This window comes from Caballeronia sp. 11_S32 (genome assembly GCF_056930355.1).
This window is the reverse complement of record NZ_JBXOWH010000003.1, coordinates 801,691-817,665: the sequence shown is the minus strand read 5'-3', so window position 1 is coordinate 817,665 and position 15,975 is coordinate 801,691. Positions and strand designations below refer to the sequence as shown.

The 15,975-nt window shown below is 62.9% G+C and carries 17 protein-coding genes; 9 read left to right on the top strand and 8 right to left on the bottom strand.

Translation table 11 applies throughout. The annotated features are described in order from the left end of the window. Window positions 1-8 precede the first annotated feature (8 nt). From AC1Z32_RS15480 to AC1Z32_RS15470, 3 genes are all read right to left on the bottom strand, one after another. Entirely contained in the window at window positions 9-587 is a 579-nt protein-coding gene (locus tag AC1Z32_RS15480) for a YceI family protein (protein ID WP_483479465.1), read from the bottom strand. Between the two features lie 59 nt (window positions 588-646). Further along, on the bottom strand, window positions 647-1,204 hold the full coding sequence (locus AC1Z32_RS15475; RefSeq protein WP_483479464.1) for a YceI family protein: 558 nt from the start codon (window positions 1,202-1,204) through the stop codon (window positions 647-649). A 116-nt stretch (window positions 1,205-1,320) separates the two neighbouring features. Continuing rightward, a complete protein-coding gene (locus tag AC1Z32_RS15470) occupies window positions 1,321-1,890 on the bottom strand; it encodes a cytochrome b (RefSeq protein ID WP_483481642.1) in 570 nt (189 codons plus the stop codon). A 451-nt stretch (window positions 1,891-2,341) separates the two neighbouring features. Between AC1Z32_RS15470 and AC1Z32_RS15465 the strand changes: the two genes are divergently transcribed. From AC1Z32_RS15465 to AC1Z32_RS15445, 5 genes are all read left to right on the top strand, one after another. Further along, window positions 2,342-3,022 carry a paraquat-inducible protein A gene (locus AC1Z32_RS15465; protein ID WP_483479463.1) on the top strand — a complete coding sequence of 227 codons (681 nt, stop codon included), beginning with the start codon at window positions 2,342-2,344 and terminating at the stop codon, window positions 3,020-3,022. Then, window positions 3,019-3,699 carry a paraquat-inducible protein A gene (locus AC1Z32_RS15460; protein WP_483479462.1) on the top strand — a complete coding sequence of 227 codons (681 nt, stop codon included), beginning with the start codon at window positions 3,019-3,021 and terminating at the stop codon, window positions 3,697-3,699. Before AC1Z32_RS15465 ends, AC1Z32_RS15460 begins: the two co-directional genes overlap by 4 nt. Beyond that, window positions 3,692-5,377, top strand: coding sequence for a PqiB family protein (locus AC1Z32_RS15455; RefSeq protein WP_483479461.1), 1,686 nt, complete (start codon window positions 3,692-3,694; stop codon window positions 5,375-5,377). Before AC1Z32_RS15460 ends, AC1Z32_RS15455 begins: the two co-directional genes overlap by 8 nt. Beyond that, complete coding sequence (locus AC1Z32_RS15450; RefSeq protein WP_483479460.1) at window positions 5,374-6,078, top strand: PqiC family protein; 705 nt, start codon at window positions 5,374-5,376, stop codon at window positions 6,076-6,078. The genes AC1Z32_RS15455 and AC1Z32_RS15450 overlap by 4 nt, the downstream gene beginning before the upstream one ends. 158 nt (window positions 6,079-6,236) lie before the next feature. After that, window positions 6,237-6,845 (top strand): glutathione S-transferase, encoded by a 609-nt coding sequence (locus AC1Z32_RS15445; protein WP_483481641.1) that lies wholly within the window; start codon window positions 6,237-6,239, stop codon window positions 6,843-6,845. A 45-nt stretch (window positions 6,846-6,890) separates the two neighbouring features. On the opposite strand, the gene AC1Z32_RS15440 is transcribed toward AC1Z32_RS15445, so the two are convergent. The 4 genes from AC1Z32_RS15440 to AC1Z32_RS15425 form a co-directional block, all read right to left on the bottom strand. Continuing rightward, the gene (locus AC1Z32_RS15440; RefSeq protein ID WP_483479459.1) at window positions 6,891-7,925 is read right to left on the bottom strand and encodes an alpha/beta hydrolase; all 1,035 of its coding nucleotides are present in this window, start codon (window positions 7,923-7,925) and stop codon (window positions 6,891-6,893) included. A 281-nt stretch (window positions 7,926-8,206) separates the two neighbouring features. Beyond that, window positions 8,207-8,764 (bottom strand): TetR/AcrR family transcriptional regulator, encoded by a 558-nt coding sequence (locus tag AC1Z32_RS15435; RefSeq protein ID WP_483479458.1) that lies wholly within the window; start codon window positions 8,762-8,764, stop codon window positions 8,207-8,209. 172 nt (window positions 8,765-8,936) lie between these two features. Beyond that, window positions 8,937-10,067, bottom strand: a complete 1,131-nt coding sequence (gene mnmA, locus AC1Z32_RS15430; RefSeq protein WP_483479457.1) for a tRNA 2-thiouridine(34) synthase MnmA — start codon at window positions 10,065-10,067, stop codon at window positions 8,937-8,939. Window positions 10,068-10,109: 42 nt separating this feature from the next. After that, the gene (locus AC1Z32_RS15425) at window positions 10,110-10,592 is read right to left on the bottom strand and encodes an NUDIX hydrolase (protein ID WP_483479456.1); all 483 of its coding nucleotides are present in this window, start codon (window positions 10,590-10,592) and stop codon (window positions 10,110-10,112) included. 223 nt (window positions 10,593-10,815) lie between these two features. Here AC1Z32_RS15425 and AC1Z32_RS15420 point away from each other — a divergent pair, with 223 nt between their 5' ends. The 3 genes from AC1Z32_RS15420 to AC1Z32_RS15410 are packed head-to-tail and all read left to right on the top strand — an operon-like array spanning window position 10,816 to window position 13,738. Continuing rightward, complete coding sequence (locus AC1Z32_RS15420; RefSeq protein ID WP_483479455.1) at window positions 10,816-11,961, top strand: Re/Si-specific NAD(P)(+) transhydrogenase subunit alpha; 1,146 nt, start codon at window positions 10,816-10,818, stop codon at window positions 11,959-11,961. 13 nt (window positions 11,962-11,974) lie between these two features. Then, window positions 11,975-12,295, top strand: coding sequence for an NAD(P) transhydrogenase subunit alpha part 2 (locus AC1Z32_RS15415; RefSeq protein WP_483479454.1), 321 nt, complete (start codon window positions 11,975-11,977; stop codon window positions 12,293-12,295). Beyond that, on the top strand, window positions 12,296-13,738 hold the full coding sequence (locus tag AC1Z32_RS15410; RefSeq protein ID WP_483479453.1) for an NAD(P)(+) transhydrogenase (Re/Si-specific) subunit beta: 1,443 nt from the start codon (window positions 12,296-12,298) through the stop codon (window positions 13,736-13,738). It abuts the gene before it with no gap. A 64-nt stretch (window positions 13,739-13,802) separates the two neighbouring features. Here AC1Z32_RS15410 and AC1Z32_RS15405 read toward each other — a convergent pair whose 3' ends face one another. Then, entirely contained in the window at window positions 13,803-14,504 is a 702-nt protein-coding gene (locus AC1Z32_RS15405; RefSeq protein ID WP_483479452.1) for a hypothetical protein, read from the bottom strand. 147 nt (window positions 14,505-14,651) lie between these two features. Between AC1Z32_RS15405 and AC1Z32_RS15400 the strand changes: the two genes are divergently transcribed. After that, window positions 14,652-15,956, top strand: a complete 1,305-nt coding sequence (locus tag AC1Z32_RS15400) for a THUMP domain-containing class I SAM-dependent RNA methyltransferase (protein WP_483479451.1) — start codon at window positions 14,652-14,654, stop codon at window positions 15,954-15,956. The last annotated feature ends 19 nt before the right edge of the window (window positions 15,957-15,975 follow it).

Sequence of the window (15,975 nt, the reverse complement as noted above, 5' to 3'; positions counted from 1 at the left end):
CGCCCGACTTACTGCTTCACGCCCTCAGCCTGGATATGCAGCACCGTCTTCAGGCTGAAACCATACGCCTTGCCGTAGTCCATCCCGAAGTCGCCGCGATCGAAGGTCGTCGTCGCTTCCACGCCGCACACTTCCTTCTTCATCATCGGGTTCACGAAGCACTTGAAGCTCTCGACCTTCAGGTTGATCGGCTTCGTCACGCCGTGCATCGTCAGCATGCCGATCACTTCCGAAGGCTTGTCGCCGTCGAACTTGATCGACGTGCCCTTGTACACCGCCGTCGGGTACTTCGCGACATCGAAGAATTCGGCCTTTTGCAGATGCTCGTCCAGCTTCACATTGCCCGTGTTGACCGACGCCACGTCGATCGTCACGTCGACCGTGCCGGTCTTCGCCGCGCGATCGAGCACCACCGTGCCGCTGCTCTTGTTGAACTTGCCGCGCCACGTCGACACGCCACCGAAGTGATCGGCCTCGAAGCTCGGATAGGTGTGGTTCGGGTCGAGCTGATACGTGTCGGCGGCCATCGCGCCCGCCGACAGACCCAGTGCGAGCGCGCCCGCTGCGATGATCGAAAGCTTTTTCAAGTTCTTCTCCTGACTAACCAGATACGCTGAATATGCGTCGTGTGTGACTGAAGCGCCGCTTACTTCTTCGCGGCGACGATGTGAAACTTGATGACGACGTCGTCCGCAACGATCGACGTGTCTTTCCATTCGCCCGTTCCGACATCGAACTGGGTACGCTTGATCGGCAGCGCGCCGTCGAAGGTTTCCGTCGCGCCCTGTTGCGTGACCGTCACGGGCACCGTGACCGTCTGCGACTTGCCCTTGATCGTGATCTTGCCCGTCACGTTGTATTTGTTGCCGCCCGCCGGTGCGATCGCGCTGGAGGCGAAGGTCGCGGTCGGATACTTGGCCGCGTCGAACCATTCCGCGCCGCGCACCTGCTTGTTGTACTCGTCGTCGCCGAGATCGTAGCTGCCGGTGTCGATGGTGATGCTCGCCGTGCCTGCCGTCGGCTTCGCCGGATCGAACGCGATCTGCGCGGTGAACTTGTTGAACTTGCCGTCGGTGGGCACGTTCATCTGCTTCGAGGTGGCGATCACCGTGCTCTTGCTCATGTCCACCTGCGCATGCGCGCCGGCGACCAAGGCGAGCGATGCTGCCGCAGCCAGCATCCAACGATTGAGTTTCACTTTCATGTGTGCCCTATTCAAACGGTTCGAAAAAGCAAACCGGTATTGGAAATCAAAAGAACGCGAGAACAATCAGCCGCCGGGAAACGGCCTGCCAACGGCGAGGAAACAATGCGATGCGCTTATCTGAGAAACGGCAGCATGCGCCCGAGCAAGCCATCGCGATCGATGAAATGATGCTTCAGAGCAGCGAGCACGTGCATCACGACAAAGAACAGCAGCGTGTAGTTCAACGCGACATGCACGATGCGCAGCGTCGCCTTCAGGGCCTTGTCCGGGCCGATGATCGTCGGCAGCGGCAGCACGCCGAGATACACCACCTGAATGCCCGCCGCCGAGCTGTACAGATAACCTGACGCGGGAATGACGAGCATCAGAAGGTACAGCAGGAAGTGCGTGAGATTGGCCGCGCTTTGCTGCCAGCGCGGCATGCCGTCGGGCATCGGCGGCGTCGGGTGCGTCGCGCGCCAGATGAGGCGCACGAGCGCGAGCGCGAACACCGTCACGCCGATCCACTTGTGCCACGAGAAGTATTTGAGCTTCGTCGGCGTGATGCCCGGAATGTCGGTCATGATCCAGCCGAGCCAGAAGCCGCACACGATCAACAACGCGATCAGCCAGTGCAGGCCGATCGCCGTGGCACTGTATCGTTGCGCCGGCGAGGTCGCCGCGATGCGTGCGCTGCTTTCCATCATGCTTTCACCCAATGTGTTCGATGTTCCGGCCTGCCGGCGGCAGATATCCAAGGCCGCCATGCTACCTCAACGCTAACGAATTGCCAGCGCCCGCAAAATGGCTCGCCGGCAGCGCGCGCAGCCAGAGCCGGCGCGGCTTTGCGGGCTTTTCGGCCATCATGCCGCGTCTTTGCATGCCGCGCATGCAACGAACTATTCCACGCCTGCAACGGTCGATCCAGACGCGACGTAGCGGCGCGAACCGCAACGGATTGCGGCATCAAAGGTATTAACGAGCGGACGAGCGATTTCATTCCGCACGCGCTCGACACGCCCCTCCAATCCGCCGGCAGTTCGCCGAAATGCAGCATTTGTTACCATTCGCGCTGGCCCGCTGCTTGCTCACCTCCGTCGGAGCCGGTCCTCGCGGCCCCGACAAATACGCTCGACACCCTTCGGGCCTCGATACATGAACGCGAACGAACCGGACGATCTGATCGCTTGTCACGAATGCGACGCGCTCTTCCATAAATGCGTGCTGCCCCGGCGCACTTCGGCGAAGTGCCCACGCTGCGGATCGCTGCTCTATCGCAGCATCTCATCGAATCTCGACAAAATCTGCGCAATGACGCTCGCCGCGCTCGTCACGTTCGTGATTGCGCAGGGGTTTCCTATCGTCGAACTGGACGCCAACGGCCTCACGTCGCAGACGACGCTCATCGGCGCGATCGTCGCATTGTGGAACGAGCAGATGGAGCTCATGGCCGTGCTCGTCTTCTGCTCCACCATTCTCTTTCCGTTGTGCGAATTGCTCGCGCTGCTTTACGTGCTGATTCCGCTGCGCTCGGGCTATGTGCCGCCGGGCTTCAACGCGCTGCTGCGCGGCATCCAGTTCGTGCGCCCGTGGGGAATGATCGAAGTCTTCATGCTCGGCGTGCTCGTCACGCTCGTGAAGATGGTGAGCATCGCGCGCGTGATTCCCGAAGCGGCGCTCTTCGCGTTCGGCGCGCTGACCTTGATGTTCGCGGTCGTCGTGAGCTTCGATCCGCGCGCGCTGTGGGATATCGCGAGCCGACTCGGCCCGCGCGGCGAGACGAAGCAGGCGAACGGCCGCGAACGCATCCCCTCTGAAGCGAGGCAGAAATCGTGAGCGAAATCATCGATCCGGCCGCGGGCGAGCGCGCGAGCACGGCGCAGTACACCACGGCATCGCGCGCGAACGTCGTGTCCTGTCACGCATGCGGCCTCGTGCAACCGCTTGCGCACACCGTCGAGAAACAGCGCTGCACACGCTGCAACGCGGTCGTGCACCGGCGCCATCCGGACAGCATCGCGCGCACGTGGGCGTTGCTCATCAGCGCGGCGATTCTCTATATTCCCGCGAATCTCTTTCCGATCATGCACACGTCGTCGATTCTCGGCTCCGAGGACGACACCATCATGAGCGGCGTCGCGCTCTTCTGGAACGACGGCGACTATCCGCTCGCCGCAGTGATCTTCATTGCCAGCATTCTCGTGCCGATGCTCAAGCTCGTCACGCTCGCCTTTCTCACCATCAGCGTGCAGCGGCGCTCGACGTGGCGGCCGCGCCAGCGCACGACGCTCTTTCGCATCGTCGAGGGCATCGGCCGCTGGTCGATGCTCGACGTCTTCGTGATCACGCTGACCATCGCGCTCGTGCGCTTCAAATCGCTCGCCGTCATCACGCCGGGGCCGGGCGCGCTCGCGTTCGCGTCGGTCGTCGTGCTGACGATGATCGCGTCCATGCAATTCGACCCGCGCCTCATGTGGGACAACATCGAACCGTCAGGGAAGACTTATGACTAGTGCCCAAGGTCCGAACGACCCGAAGCAGCCGGCACCGCCATCCGCCGGCAGCAGCAATAGCGAAGGCAATGGCAAAGGCGGCGGCCTGCCGCCGAATCTCCCCGAACCCGTGATCGAGCCGCGCAGCCGCTGGCTGCCGTCGCTCGTGTGGGTGATTCCGCTCGTCGCGGCGCTGATCGGCGTGATTCTCGTCGTGAAGACGGTGTCGAGCCGCGGGCCGACCGTGACCATCAGCTTCGTCTCCGCGGAAGGCCTCGAGCCCGGCAAGACGAAGGTGAAGTTCAAGGACGTCGATATCGGCACGGTCAAGACCATCACGCTGTCGAAGGACCATTCGCGCGTGCTCGTCGACGTGCTGCTCACCAAGGAAGCCACCGATTTCGCGGTGAAGGACACGCGCTTCTGGGTCGTGCGTCCGCGCGTCGCGGCGAGCGGCGTGACCGGGCTTTCTACGCTTCTGTCCGGCGCGTATATCGGTGTCGATGCGGGCAAGTCGACCGAGGACGAGACTTACTTCGTCGGAATGGAAACGCCACCCGCCGTCACCGGCGATCAGAAGGGCCACACCTTCACGCTGCACGGCGAATCGCTCGGCTCGCTCGATATCGGCTCGCCGGTCTATTACCGGCGCGTGCAGGTCGGGCAGGTCGTCGCGTTTTCGCTCGACAAGGACGGCACCGGCGTCACGCTGCAGGTGTTCGTCAACGCGCCTTACGACCAGTATGTCGGCACCAACTCGCGCTGGTGGCATGCGAGCGGCGTCGATCTGCGGCTCGATTCGAGCGGCTTCACGCTCAACACGCAATCGCTCGCGACGGTCGTGCTGGGCGGCATCGCGTTCCAGACGCCGCCGAACCAGCAAGCCGGGCCGCAGGCGCAGAACAGCGCGACGTTCGCCCTCGCCGCCGATCAGGCCGACGCCATGCGCGATCCGGACGGGCAGGCCGTGCGCGTCGTGATGAACTTCAATCAGTCGCTGCGCGGGCTGTCGGTCGGCGCGCCGGTCGATTTCCGCGGCATCGTGCTCGGCCAGGTCACGGGCATTGGCGTGCAATACGATCAGAAGTCGCATGCCTTCATGATGCCGGTCACGGTCGATCTCTATCCCGACCGCCTCGGCCGCCGCGCGAAGCAGGTGTTGCCCGAGCAAGGGTCGCCGGCCAGCCAGGACATGCTGCAACTGCTCGTGACGCGCGGCCTGCGCGGACAACTGCGCACCGGCAACCTGCTGACGAGCCAGTTGTATATCGCGCTCGACTTCTTCCCGAAGGCCGCGCCCGCGAAGGTCAACTTCAACAGCGACCCGCTCGAACTGCCGACCGTGCCGAACACGCTCGACGAACTCCAACTGCAGATCGCGGATATCGCGCGCAAGATCGACAAGATTCCGTTCGACCAGATCGGCGACAACCTGAACGGCTCGCTCAAGAACGCGAACGCGCTCTTCGGCCGGCTCGACAAGGAAGTCATGCCGGAAATGCGCGACACGCTCACAGAGGCGCGGAAGACTTTCGGCCAGGCGCAATCGACGCTGCAGTCGGACTCGCCGCTTCAGTCGGACGTGCATCAGGCGCTGCAGGAGCTCACGCGCACGCTTCAATCGCTCAACTCGCTCGCGGACTATCTGGAACGCCATCCGGAATCGCTCTTGCGCGGAAAATCGGGAGACAAACCATGAAGTTCGGCTCGTTGATATCGATTCTGGGCGCGGCCGCGATGCTCGCCGCCTGCGCTTCGCCGACGAGCCGTTTCTACACGCTCGGCGGCGGCGACGCGCGCCCCGTGTCCTCCACGCCCGCTTCGTTCTATTTCGAGCTCGCGCCCGTCGACATGCCGCAGCAGGTCGCGAAGAATCAGTTGGTCGTGCAGACGAGTCCCGCGCAGGTGCGCGTGCTCGAAGAGGAGCGCTGGGCATCGCTGCCCGGCGACGAAGTGCGGCGCGCGCTGTCCGCCGATCTCACGCAGCAGTTGGGCGCGATCGATGTCTACGGCACGCCGCATCCGGAATCGGTGCCGGTGTATCGCGTCAAGGTGAACGTGAAGCGCTTCGAATCGTGGCCGGGCTCACAGGCGCTAATCGACGCCGTGTGGAGCGTGCACGCCGCCGGTTCGGACACCGTGCTGACGTGCCGGACGGTCGCGGAGGAACGCGTGGGCACGGGTTACGACGCGCTCGTCGACGGCCATCGCAAGGCGGTCGGCGAACTCGCCACCGCGATCTCGGCCGGCGTGCGCAGCCTCGGTTCGCTGCCGCGCGTGACGGCGAACGCGCCTGTCGCGGCCGCGAAGGGCAAGAGCGGCGCGGCCACGAAGCCCGCTTCCGCGCCAATCTTGCCGTGCCCCTCCGCGAGCGCGGCGACGTCTGCCAACGCGCAATGATCCACTGATCCAGGCCGCGCCCGGCATCGCGCCGGGCGTGCTTCATGTTGTCCGCAGGCGACATTGTCGCGCGCCGCCATCTCGATTTTGCCGATGGCCGTGCGCGCCCGGTTAAGATCGTCGTCGCCTGCATTCCGAATAAACGCGAAAAATAGATGATGAAACTGATCGGTTCGCACCCCAGCCCATTCGTCCGCAAAGTGCGGATCGTTATGGCGGAAAAGAAGATCGACTGCGAACTGGTGCTCGAGGACGTCTGGGCATCCGATTCGAAGATCCATGACTACAACCCGCTCGGCAAGGTGCCCTGCCTCATCCTGGACGACGGCGAAGCGGTGTTCGATTCGCGCGTCATCTGCGAGTACGTGGACACGCTGACGCCCGTCGGCAAGCTGTTGCCGCAGGAGCGGCGCGAGCGCACGGAAGTGCGTTGCTGGGAAGCGCTCGCCGACGGCATGCTCGACGCCGCCGTGCTGATCCGTCTCGAGGGCGTGGTGCGCGAGGAAGCGAATCGCAGCGAGAAGTGGATCGCGCGCCAGCGTCAGAAAGTGGAAAACGGCTTGCGCGCGATGGCGCGCGGGCTCGGCTCGAAGCAGTGGTGCTCGGCGAACCGCTTCACGCTCGCGGATATCGCGTGCGGCTGCGCGCTCGGCTATCTCGACTTCCGCATGCCCGATCTGAACTGGCGCGAAGCGCATCCGAACCTCGACAAATACTTCGCGCGCCTCTCGCAGCGCCAGTCGTTCGTCGATACCGCGCCGGTCTGATTCGCGCGCGAAAACGCTCCCGCGCGTGGCGGGAGCGTCCTTCCTTTACTTCTTCAATGCGCCTTTGAGCGTTGCGTTCGCCTGTGCGATAGCCGCGCGCGTCGCGGGCGTATCGGCCAGCGCGTTGAGCATCACGAAGTCGTGGATCGTGCCGTTGTAGCGCGTGGACGTGACCGGCACGCCCGCTTGCGTCAGCTTGCGCGCATAAGCCTCGCCTTCGTCGCGCAACACGTCGTTTTCATCGGTGATGACGAGCGCCGGCGGCAATCCCTTCAAATCTTCGATGCTCGCGCGCAGCGGCGACGCGGTGATCTTCGCGCGATCCGCGGCGTTCGGCGCGTAGGCGTCCCAGAACCACTTCATCGCGTCGCGGGTCAGCCACGGGCCGTTCGCGAACTGCGTGTACGAGGCGTCGTCGAAATTCGCGTCGGTCACCGGATAGAACAGCACTTGCGCGCGCAGTTTCGGCCCGCCGCGCTCCTTCGCGAGCAGTGTGACCGCGGCCGCCATGTTGCCGCCGACGCTGTCGCCCGCGACCGCCATGCGCGACGCATCGACGTTGAATTCGCGTGCGTGATCCGCGACATAGCGCGTTGCCGCGTACGCCTGCTCGATCGGCACCGGATACTTCGCCTCGGGCGAGCGGTCGTAGTCGACGAACACAACTTCCGCCTGCGCGCCATTGGCGATCTCGCGTACGAGACGGTCGTGCGTGTTCTTGTCGCCGAGCACCCAGCCGCCGCCGTGGAAATACATGATGACCGGCAGCGCGCCGACCGCGCGCTCGGGCCGCACGATGCGCAGCGCGATCTTGCCAGTCGGGCCGGCTTCGATCACGAGATCTTCGATCTTCGCCGCCTGCTTCCTGACCGGCTGAGCCTGCGCCCCGGCGAGCACGTTGCGCGCGTCGGCGGGCGAGAGCGTGTAGATCGGCGGCGCGTTGGTCGCCGCAAGGGTGTCGATGAACCGCTGCGTCGCGGGTTCGAGGACGGGCGCGGCGGATTGCGCATGCGCGGCGGGCTGCGCCAGAACGGCGCTTGCAGCTGCGGTGGCGAGGACAGCGGCTTTGAGCTTCTTCATGAGGCACTCCTTCTTTCGATTCGATCAGGCGATGTGAAAACGCAGCGAGACGGGTTTAACAAATTTATCTACTGCTAGATAGATAACCAGCTACGACACAGCTATATGAGGCGCGGTACGACCAACTTTTCTTCGATGCCACTGCGTCGTATGGCCATATCAACGGATGGATTGGCGACGCGGACCAAATCCATGCTTTTTTCCGCCAAAATCTATCTATGCAAAGATAGACAACACGGCGATGAAAAAAGCACTTTTCACACGGTTATCCACAGGGTTATCTACCGGCGGAAAGCGTTCGCGACTTCGTCCAGCCGAGCCCGTGTCTGGAACAGGCGGCATGCGAGCAGGCTTCCCTGAAACGCCGCGTACAGCGTGCGCGCCGCCGCTTCCGGACTTCCACCCGCATCGAGCGTGTCCTGTGCTTCGCCTTCGGCGAGCACCTTCGCCAGCCAGTTCTCGTTGGCCTTGTAGAACGACTGCACCGCGTGCCGGACCCTCTCCGGCAGCGATTCGATGTCCGCCGCGAGCATGCCGCACAGGCAAATCTGGTTGCCCCCGCCGATGATTCGCCCGAACAGCTTTGTGTAGCGATCGAGCTTCTTGTCGGCCGGGGCCGAACTGTCGATCGCGTAGATCGACGACATCACGTCCGCGCTGTACGCGTTCACTGCCTCGAGCGCGAGGTCTTCCTTGGTCGGAAAGTAATAGTGAATGCTGGACGTCTTCACGCCAACCAGATCGGACAGGTCGCGGTAGCTGAAACCGTTGTAGCCGCGCGTCATCAGGAGCGTCTGAGCATGGTCCAGCAGCGCTTCGCGTACCGTGTTTCTGTCCATTTCCGTCTATGTCCCTGCATTCGATGTGCGTAATTTATCTATCACTAGATAGACAGTCAAGCGCTTGTATCAAAAAAGTTTTTATCGGACCGATAGGGATCGCCTGGACGCAGCGGGAAAGAAAAAGCCCTGGTCGAAACCAGGGCTCATCGCTCGATTGCCGTCGCCGGGATCAGCGCGCGGCGGCAAGCGCCGCGGTCTGCGGCGTATCCTGCCCCGCCGCTGCCTGCTCGATGATGCCGCCGCCCAGGCAAACATCGCCCTGATACAGCACGGCGGATTGGCCCGGCGTCACGGCCCATTGCGCGTCGTCGAAATGCAGCGCGAAGCGGCCGTCTTCCGCGCGGGCGAAGCGGCACGCGGCGTCCTGCTGCCGATAGCGCGTCTTGGCTCCGCATGCCGCGCCCTCTTGCGGCGCGAATCCCGCGACCCAGCTCGTATTGCCCGCGACGAGCGTCGGCGACAGCAGCCACGGATGATCGTGCCCCTGTACGACATACAACGTGTTGCTCGCCATGTCCTTGCCGGCGACGAACCACGGCTCGCCGCTGCCGTCCTTCGCGCCGCCGATGCCGATGCCTTTTCGCTGCCCGAACGTGTAAAACGCGAGCCCGATATGCTCGCCGACGATCTTGCCGTCGGCCGTTTTCATCGGGCCGGGTTTGGTCGGCAGATAGCGGTTCAGAAATTCGCGGAACGGCCGTTCGCCGATGAAGCAGATGCCGGTCGAATCCTTCTTCTTCGCGTTCGGCAGACCGATTTGCGCGGCGATTTCGCGCACTTTCGTCTTCGGGATCTCGCCGAGCGGGAACAGCGTCTTCGACAGTTGCGCCTGATTCAGCCGATGCAGGAAGTACGACTGATCCTTGGTCGAATCGGTGGCCTTGAGCAGTTGAAAGAGCCCGTCGTGCTCGCGCACGCGCGCGTAATGACCCGTGGCGATGGTTTCCGCGCCGAGCGACATAGCGTGATCGAGAAACGCCTTGAACTTGATCTCGGCGTTGCAGAGCACGTCCGGATTGGGCGTGCGGCCCGCCGAGTATTCGCGCAGGAACTCGGCGAACACGCGGTCCTTGTATTCAGCGGCGAAGTTGACCGCCTCGACGTCGATGCCGAGCAGATCCGCGACCGACACCACGTCGATCCAGTCCTGGCGCGTCGAACAGTATTCGCCGTCGTCGTCATCTTCCCAATTCTTCATGAAGAGGCCGACCACATCGTAGCCTTGCTCCTTCAGAAGCCATGCCGTGACCGACGAATCGACGCCGCCCGACATGCCCACCACCACTCTTCGCTTGCTCATAGGAATACCGCGTTTGCTGAAGGCCGATCAAAGCCCAGAGCCTCAGGCCCGCACCACCGGCGCGACCGAATGCGTATGAATGAAATCGAGCGGCACGCGCCGCCCGGATAAATAATCGTCGACACACTTCATCACGAGCGGCGTCCGATGCCTTTGCGCGGACGCCCGCAGCTCGTCGGCGGTGAGCCACATCGCGCGCACGATGCCTTCATCGAGCGAACGACCGGCCTCTTCGCCCGCCGACTTGCCGCAGAACGTGAAGCGCAGATACGTGACATCGCGCCCCGGCCGCGCGAAGTGCGTCATGTACGCGCCGACGAGCGCCTCGGGCTCGAAGCGATGCGCCGTTTCCTCGAGCGTCTCGCGGATCACCGCTTCGACGAGCGTCTCGCCCGCTTCCAGATGACCGGCCGGTTGGTTGATTCGCAGCCCTGCCGACGTGTGCTCCTCGATGACGAGAAAGCGCCCTTCGCGCTCGACGATGGCAGCCACCGTAACGTGGGGGGCCCAAGTGTCTGATTTCATGGTGAGATATTTTACCGTCCCCGCACAGATCCCGCGCACCCGCCCTAAGGGTAAGCGCCGAGTGTGGGCAAAACGGAACGAGTGCCGGATCGGATTCTTACGCACGCAATCTTCGGTTACAGTTGCGATAGCCGTAAGTTCCAGCATTTGAAATAAAACTCAGCCTTAAGCCTTCCTAAGCCTTCCCAGGCGACGGTGGCAACAAAGACAGGAGGATTGGAAGATGCACATCGGAGTGCCTGCTGAAACGCGGGCGAACGAGGCGCGCGTCGCCGCTACGCCCGAAACGGTCAAAAAGCTCGTCACGCAAGGACATCGCGTTTCTGTCCAGAGCGGCGCGGGCTTGCCGGCAAGTTATATCGACGATGCGTTCGCTCAGGCGGGCGCGGATATCGTCGATGCGGCCACGGCCTTTTCCGCCGAGATCGTCCTTAAAGTGCAATCGCCGAGCGAAAGCGAGCTGGCGATGCTCAAACCGGGCGCCGTGCTCGTCGGCATGCTCGATCCCTTCAACACCGAGAACACGGCGCGGCTCGCGTCCGCGAACGTCACCGCGTTCGCGCTCGAAGCCGCGCCGCGCACGACACGCGCTCAGAGCCTCGACGTGCTTTCGTCGCAGGCCAACATCGCCGGATACAAGGCGGTGCTGATGGCCTGCCAGTACTACCAGCGCTTCATGCCGATGCTGATGACCGCCGCGGGCACCGTGAAAGCGGCGCGCGTGCTGGTGCTCGGCGCGGGCGTGGCCGGCTTGCAGGCGATTGCGACGGCCAAGCGTCTCGGCGCGGTCGTCGAAGCGTCCGACGTGCGGCCGGCGGTGAAGGAGCAGATCGAGTCGCTCGGCGCGAAGTTCGTCGACGTGCCCTTCGAAACCGATGAAGAACGCGAGGCGGCCGAAGGCGTCGGCGGCTACGCGCGCCCGATGCCGCCGAGCTGGCTCGCGCGGCAGTCGGCGCAAGTGCACGAGCGTGCGAAGGCGGCGGACATCGTCATCTCGACGGCGCTGATTCCTGGCCGTCCCGCGCCGACGCTGATCTCCGTCGAAACGGTCAAGCACATGAAGCCGGGTTCCGTGATTGTCGATCTCGCCGCCGGGCGCGGTCCCGAGTTCGAGGGCAAAAAGGGCGGCAACTGCCCGCTCACCGAAGTCGATACGGTGGTGATGAAGCACGGCGTGCATATCGTCGGTCACACGAATCTCGCTTCGATGGTCGGCGCCGATGCCTCCGCGCTCTATGCCCGCAATCTTCTGGACTTCCTGAAGCTGATCCTCACCAAGGAAGGCACGCTCAACATCGACCTCGCGGACGACATCGTCGCGGCCACGCTCCAGTGCCGCGATGGTCAAGTGGCGCGCGCCACGGCATAACACGGAGACGCACATGGATGTCATCAATCACACGGTGATCAACCTCATCATCTTCGTGCTGGCCATTTACGTCGGCTACCACGTGGTGTGGAACGTCACGCCTGCATTGCATACGCCGCTGATGGCGGTGACCAACGCGATTTCGGCGATCGTCATCGTCGGCGCGATGCTTGCCACTGGGTTGACCGTCGGCGGCGCCGGAAAGTTCTTCGGCACGCTCGCCGTGCTGCTCGCGGCGGTGAACGTGTTCGGCGGCTTTCTCGTCACACGGCGAATGCTCGAGATGTTCAAGAAGAAAGAACCGAAGAAGATCGCGAGCAAGGAGGGTGCGTAAATGAGCCTGAACGTCGTTACTCTCCTGTACCTCGTCGCCTCGGTGTGCTTCATCCAGGCGTTGAAGGGCTTGTCCAATCCGAAGACCGCGCGCATCGGCAATACGTTCGGCATGGCGGGCATGGCGATCGCCATTCTCACCACGCTCGCGCTGATCGTGAAGCAGGCGGCTTATCTCGAAGCGAATCTGGCGCTCGGGCTTTCGCTGCTGTTCGTGGCGCTGATTGTCGGCGGCGGCGCGGGCGCGTACATCGCGGCGAAAGTCGAGATGACGAAGATGCCCGAGCTCGTCGCGGCGATGCACTCGCTGATCGGTCTTGCCGCTGTCTGCATCGCGTATGGCGTGGTTGCAGAACCGGCCGCGTTCGGTCTCGCGCCGCTCGGCGAGCCGATTCCGTACGGCAATCGCGTCGAGTTGTTCATCGGCACGTTCGTCGGCGCGATCACGTTCTCGGGTTCGGTCATCGCGTTCGGGAAACTGTCGGGCAAGTACAAGTTCCGGCTGTTTCAGGGCGCGCCGGTCGTGTATTCGGGACAGCATCTGATCAACCTGCTGCTGGCCGTCGCGATGGTCGGCTTCGGCGTGATCTTCATGCTCACCGAATCGTGGCTGCCGTTCATCATCATGACGATCATCGCGTTCGCGCTGGGCGTGCTGATCATCATTCCGATCGGCGGCGCGGACATGCCGGTGGTCGTGTCGATGCTGAACTCGTACTCGGGCTGGGCGGCGGCGGGCATCGGCTTCTCGCTGAACAATCCGATGCTGATCATCGCGGGTTCGCTGGTGGGCTCGTCGGGTGCGATTCTGTCGTACATCATGTGCAAGGCGATGAACCGGTCGTTCTTCAACGTGATTCTCGGCGGCTTCGGTGGCGAGGCGGGCGGTGCGGTTGCGGGCGGCTCGACGGAGCAGCGTCCGGTCAAATCCGGTTCCGCCGATGACGCCGCGTTCATGCTCGGCAATGCGGAAAGCGTGGTGATCGTGCCGGGTTATGGTCTGGCCGTGGCGCGCGCACAGCATGCGCTGAAGGAACTCACGGACAAGCTCGTGGAAAAAGGCATCGACGTGCGCTACGCGATTCACCCCGTCGCAGGGCGGATGCCGGGGCACATGAACGTGCTGCTGGCCGAAGCCGAAGTGCCTTACGAGATGGTGCAGGAGATGGAGGACATCAACAGCGAGTTCGGTCAAACGGACGTGGTGCTGGTGCTCGGGGCGAACGACGTGGTGAACCCCGCCGCGAAGACCGATCCGAAATCGCCGATCGCGGGCATGCCGATTCTCGAGGCGTATAAGGCGCGGACGATCATCGTGAACAAGCGGTCGATGGCCGCGGGGTATGCCGGTCTCGACAACGAACTGTTCTATATGGACAAGACGATGATGGTGTTCGGGGACGCGAAGAAGGTGGTTGAGGAGATGATGAAGGCGGTGGAGTAACGGCTAGCGAGCAGCGGACGCCATCTCGGATACCTACGCGACCGGGATGGCGTACTCCTTTTCACTATAGAGACGTTTGCCGGCTCGCTTTATGTTTCAACGCTAACGCCAGCAATTCACGCAAATAAGTATATCGACTCAAGACAAATTTCATTTGAAAAGCACCAAAACAGAGACCCACAAGCAGAGCGCCTCCAAGTTGAAACAGTGTCTGCCAAGAAATGCTCATATCGAAATGCGCATGCTGAAATTGCTCGATGATATCCGAGCCCCTTGAGACTAGCCAATAAAGCGTGACCGAACCTATCGAACCTATGAAGATCGAGACGTAGGTCTTTCTGCGCTTGCCAACCCGTTTTATATGGCCATCCGCCTCCTTCAGAGCTGAGAAGTCGTAACGTGCTAATTTTGTGACGTAGAGCATGTCATGTCTAAATTCCGCCCTGAAGCGCTTCGCCTCGAACCGTTGAAAATTCCAGACTACGGGAATGTCGAATAGCATTGATATAAGAAGCGCAATTGAGACGCATAAAATACACGCGATCGCTAGAACTCCGGCGCCGATCTGAATCAGCTGCGGCGTTGGCCCAATATACTTTTTCCAAAACATGACCGCCGCCGGAATCAGAAGTAAAATCGCACTGGCTAAAAGTATTCGGCGCACGATGCGCTCTGACCTGGCATGAAATGAAGTTTTGAGATTCGAAGCGTTGAAAGGCTCCATCGCACAGAGCATCTTTATGATTCTTTCTACTTCTCGGGTCATACGGCGATCTGCCTACTAATTGTTCGGAGTTCAGACGATGCCCAAGTTAGCGCGCAAGGACAAGACGTTACATCCGAATTTCTAGTTCAGGTTCGAGGTCGCTCCCCCGCGTACAATACCGCCTTTGAACATCAGCAAAACCACCTCATGTCCTCCCCCCTCTTCGACTGGTTTGTCCCCTGCCCGCGCGGTCTCGAAGCGCCGCTCGCCGCCGAGCTCACGGAGATCGGAGAGCGGCATGTAGCGAGCGCCCCGCTGTCGGGCGGCGGATCACTGATCGTCGGTGCCCAGGTGCCCGGCGGCGTGCATTTCCGGGGCGGCTGGGTCGCGGGCATGGCGGCGAACCTGCATTCGCGCATCGCGAGCCGCGTGCTCCTGAAGGTCGCGCAAGGCCCGTATCGCAACGAACACGATATCTACGAACTCACGCATCGCCAGCGCTGGGAGCAATGGTTCACGCCCAGCCAGACCATGCGCGTGGACCTCACCGCGATCAAATCGCCGGTCAAGAGCCTCGAATTCACGACGCTGCGCGTGAAGGACGCCGTCTGCGACCGTCTGCGCGACGTCGCCGGCGCGCGCCCGAGCATCGACACCGCGCAGCCCGACGTGCGCGTGTTCGCGTTCCTCACGGTGAACGAGTGCACGCTCTACCTCGACACCTCCGGCGAACCGCTCTTCAAGCGCGGCTGGCGCCTCGACAAAGGCGCGGCGCCGCTGCGCGAGAATCTCGCGGCGGGCATCCTGCGTCTCACCGGCTGGACGCCCGGCACGCCGCTCTTCGATCCGATGTGCGGCAGCGGCACCTTCCTCGCCGAAGCGGCGCAGACCGCGCTCAACATCGCGCCGGGCAGCGATCGGCGCTTCGGCTTCGAAAAGCTCAAGCCGTTCCATCCGGGCATGTGGCAAAAGCTCAAGACAGCCGCGCTCGAACAACGCCGCGCCGCGCGCGCATCACAGGCCGAGCTGCGCATCTTCGGCAGCGACATCTCCGGCGACATGCTCGAAAAGGCGCGCGCGAACCTGAGCCGTGCCGGCATCACCGATTTGTCGCTCAAGCAGGTCGACGCCCGCAACATGGTGCCGCCGACCGACACGCCCGGCATTCTCATCGCGAATCCGCCGTACGGCGAGCGTATCGAAGTGCGCGGCCGCGGTCCGCGCGGCGAGATCCGCGAGACCGCGCGCTCCCGCCGCGAAGAAGACGACGCATTCGCGCGCGCGCAGCCCGACCCCGCCGACACGGAGTTCTTCGTCTCCTTCGGCAACGCCCTCAAGCAGCGCTTTCCCGGCTGGCGCGCTTACGTGCTCACGTCCGACCGCAAGCTGCCAGGCCTGATGCGGCTGCGTGAATCGACGAAAACGCCGCTTTTCAACGGCGCGCTCGAATGCCGCCTGTTCCGCTTCGATCTGATCGCGGGCAGCGTGCGCAACCGTCCCGCCGGTGAATGAGTATCCGGCGCGCGAGTGC

Bases quoted from the DNA above. Each gene is read 5' to 3' on its own strand.
- AC1Z32_RS15445 (WP_483481641.1), top strand. From the start codon at position 6,237: ATGAAACTGATCGGTTCGCACCCCAGCCCATTCGTCCGCAAAGTGCGG.
- AC1Z32_RS15450 (WP_483479460.1), top strand. From the start codon at position 5,374: ATGAAGTTCGGCTCGTTGATATCGATTCTGGGCGCGGCCGCGATGCTC.
- AC1Z32_RS15475 (WP_483479464.1), bottom strand. From the start codon at position 1,204: ATGAAAGTGAAACTCAATCGTTGGATGCTGGCTGCGGCAGCATCGCTC.
- AC1Z32_RS15425 (WP_483479456.1), bottom strand. From the start codon at position 10,592: ATGAAATCAGACACTTGGGCCCCCCACGTTACGGTGGCTGCCATCGTC.
- AC1Z32_RS15420 (WP_483479455.1), top strand. From the start codon at position 10,816: ATGCACATCGGAGTGCCTGCTGAAACGCGGGCGAACGAGGCGCGCGTC.
- AC1Z32_RS15405 (WP_483479452.1), bottom strand. From the start codon at position 14,504: ATGACCCGAGAAGTAGAAAGAATCATAAAGATGCTCTGTGCGATGGAG.
- AC1Z32_RS15455 (WP_483479461.1), top strand. From the start codon at position 3,692: ATGACTAGTGCCCAAGGTCCGAACGACCCGAAGCAGCCGGCACCGCCA.
- AC1Z32_RS15410 (WP_483479453.1), top strand. From the start codon at position 12,296: ATGAGCCTGAACGTCGTTACTCTCCTGTACCTCGTCGCCTCGGTGTGC.
- AC1Z32_RS15470 (WP_483481642.1), bottom strand. From the start codon at position 1,890: ATGGAAAGCAGCGCACGCATCGCGGCGACCTCGCCGGCGCAACGATAC.
- AC1Z32_RS15465 (WP_483479463.1), top strand. From the start codon at position 2,342: ATGAACGCGAACGAACCGGACGATCTGATCGCTTGTCACGAATGCGAC.
- AC1Z32_RS15400 (WP_483479451.1), top strand. From the start codon at position 14,652: ATGTCCTCCCCCCTCTTCGACTGGTTTGTCCCCTGCCCGCGCGGTCTC.
- AC1Z32_RS15435 (WP_483479458.1), bottom strand. From the start codon at position 8,764: ATGGACAGAAACACGGTACGCGAAGCGCTGCTGGACCATGCTCAGACG.
- AC1Z32_RS15415 (WP_483479454.1), top strand. From the start codon at position 11,975: ATGGATGTCATCAATCACACGGTGATCAACCTCATCATCTTCGTGCTG.
- AC1Z32_RS15440 (WP_483479459.1), bottom strand. From the start codon at position 7,925: ATGAAGAAGCTCAAAGCCGCTGTCCTCGCCACCGCAGCTGCAAGCGCC.
- mnmA (WP_483479457.1), bottom strand. From the start codon at position 10,067: ATGAGCAAGCGAAGAGTGGTGGTGGGCATGTCGGGCGGCGTCGATTCG.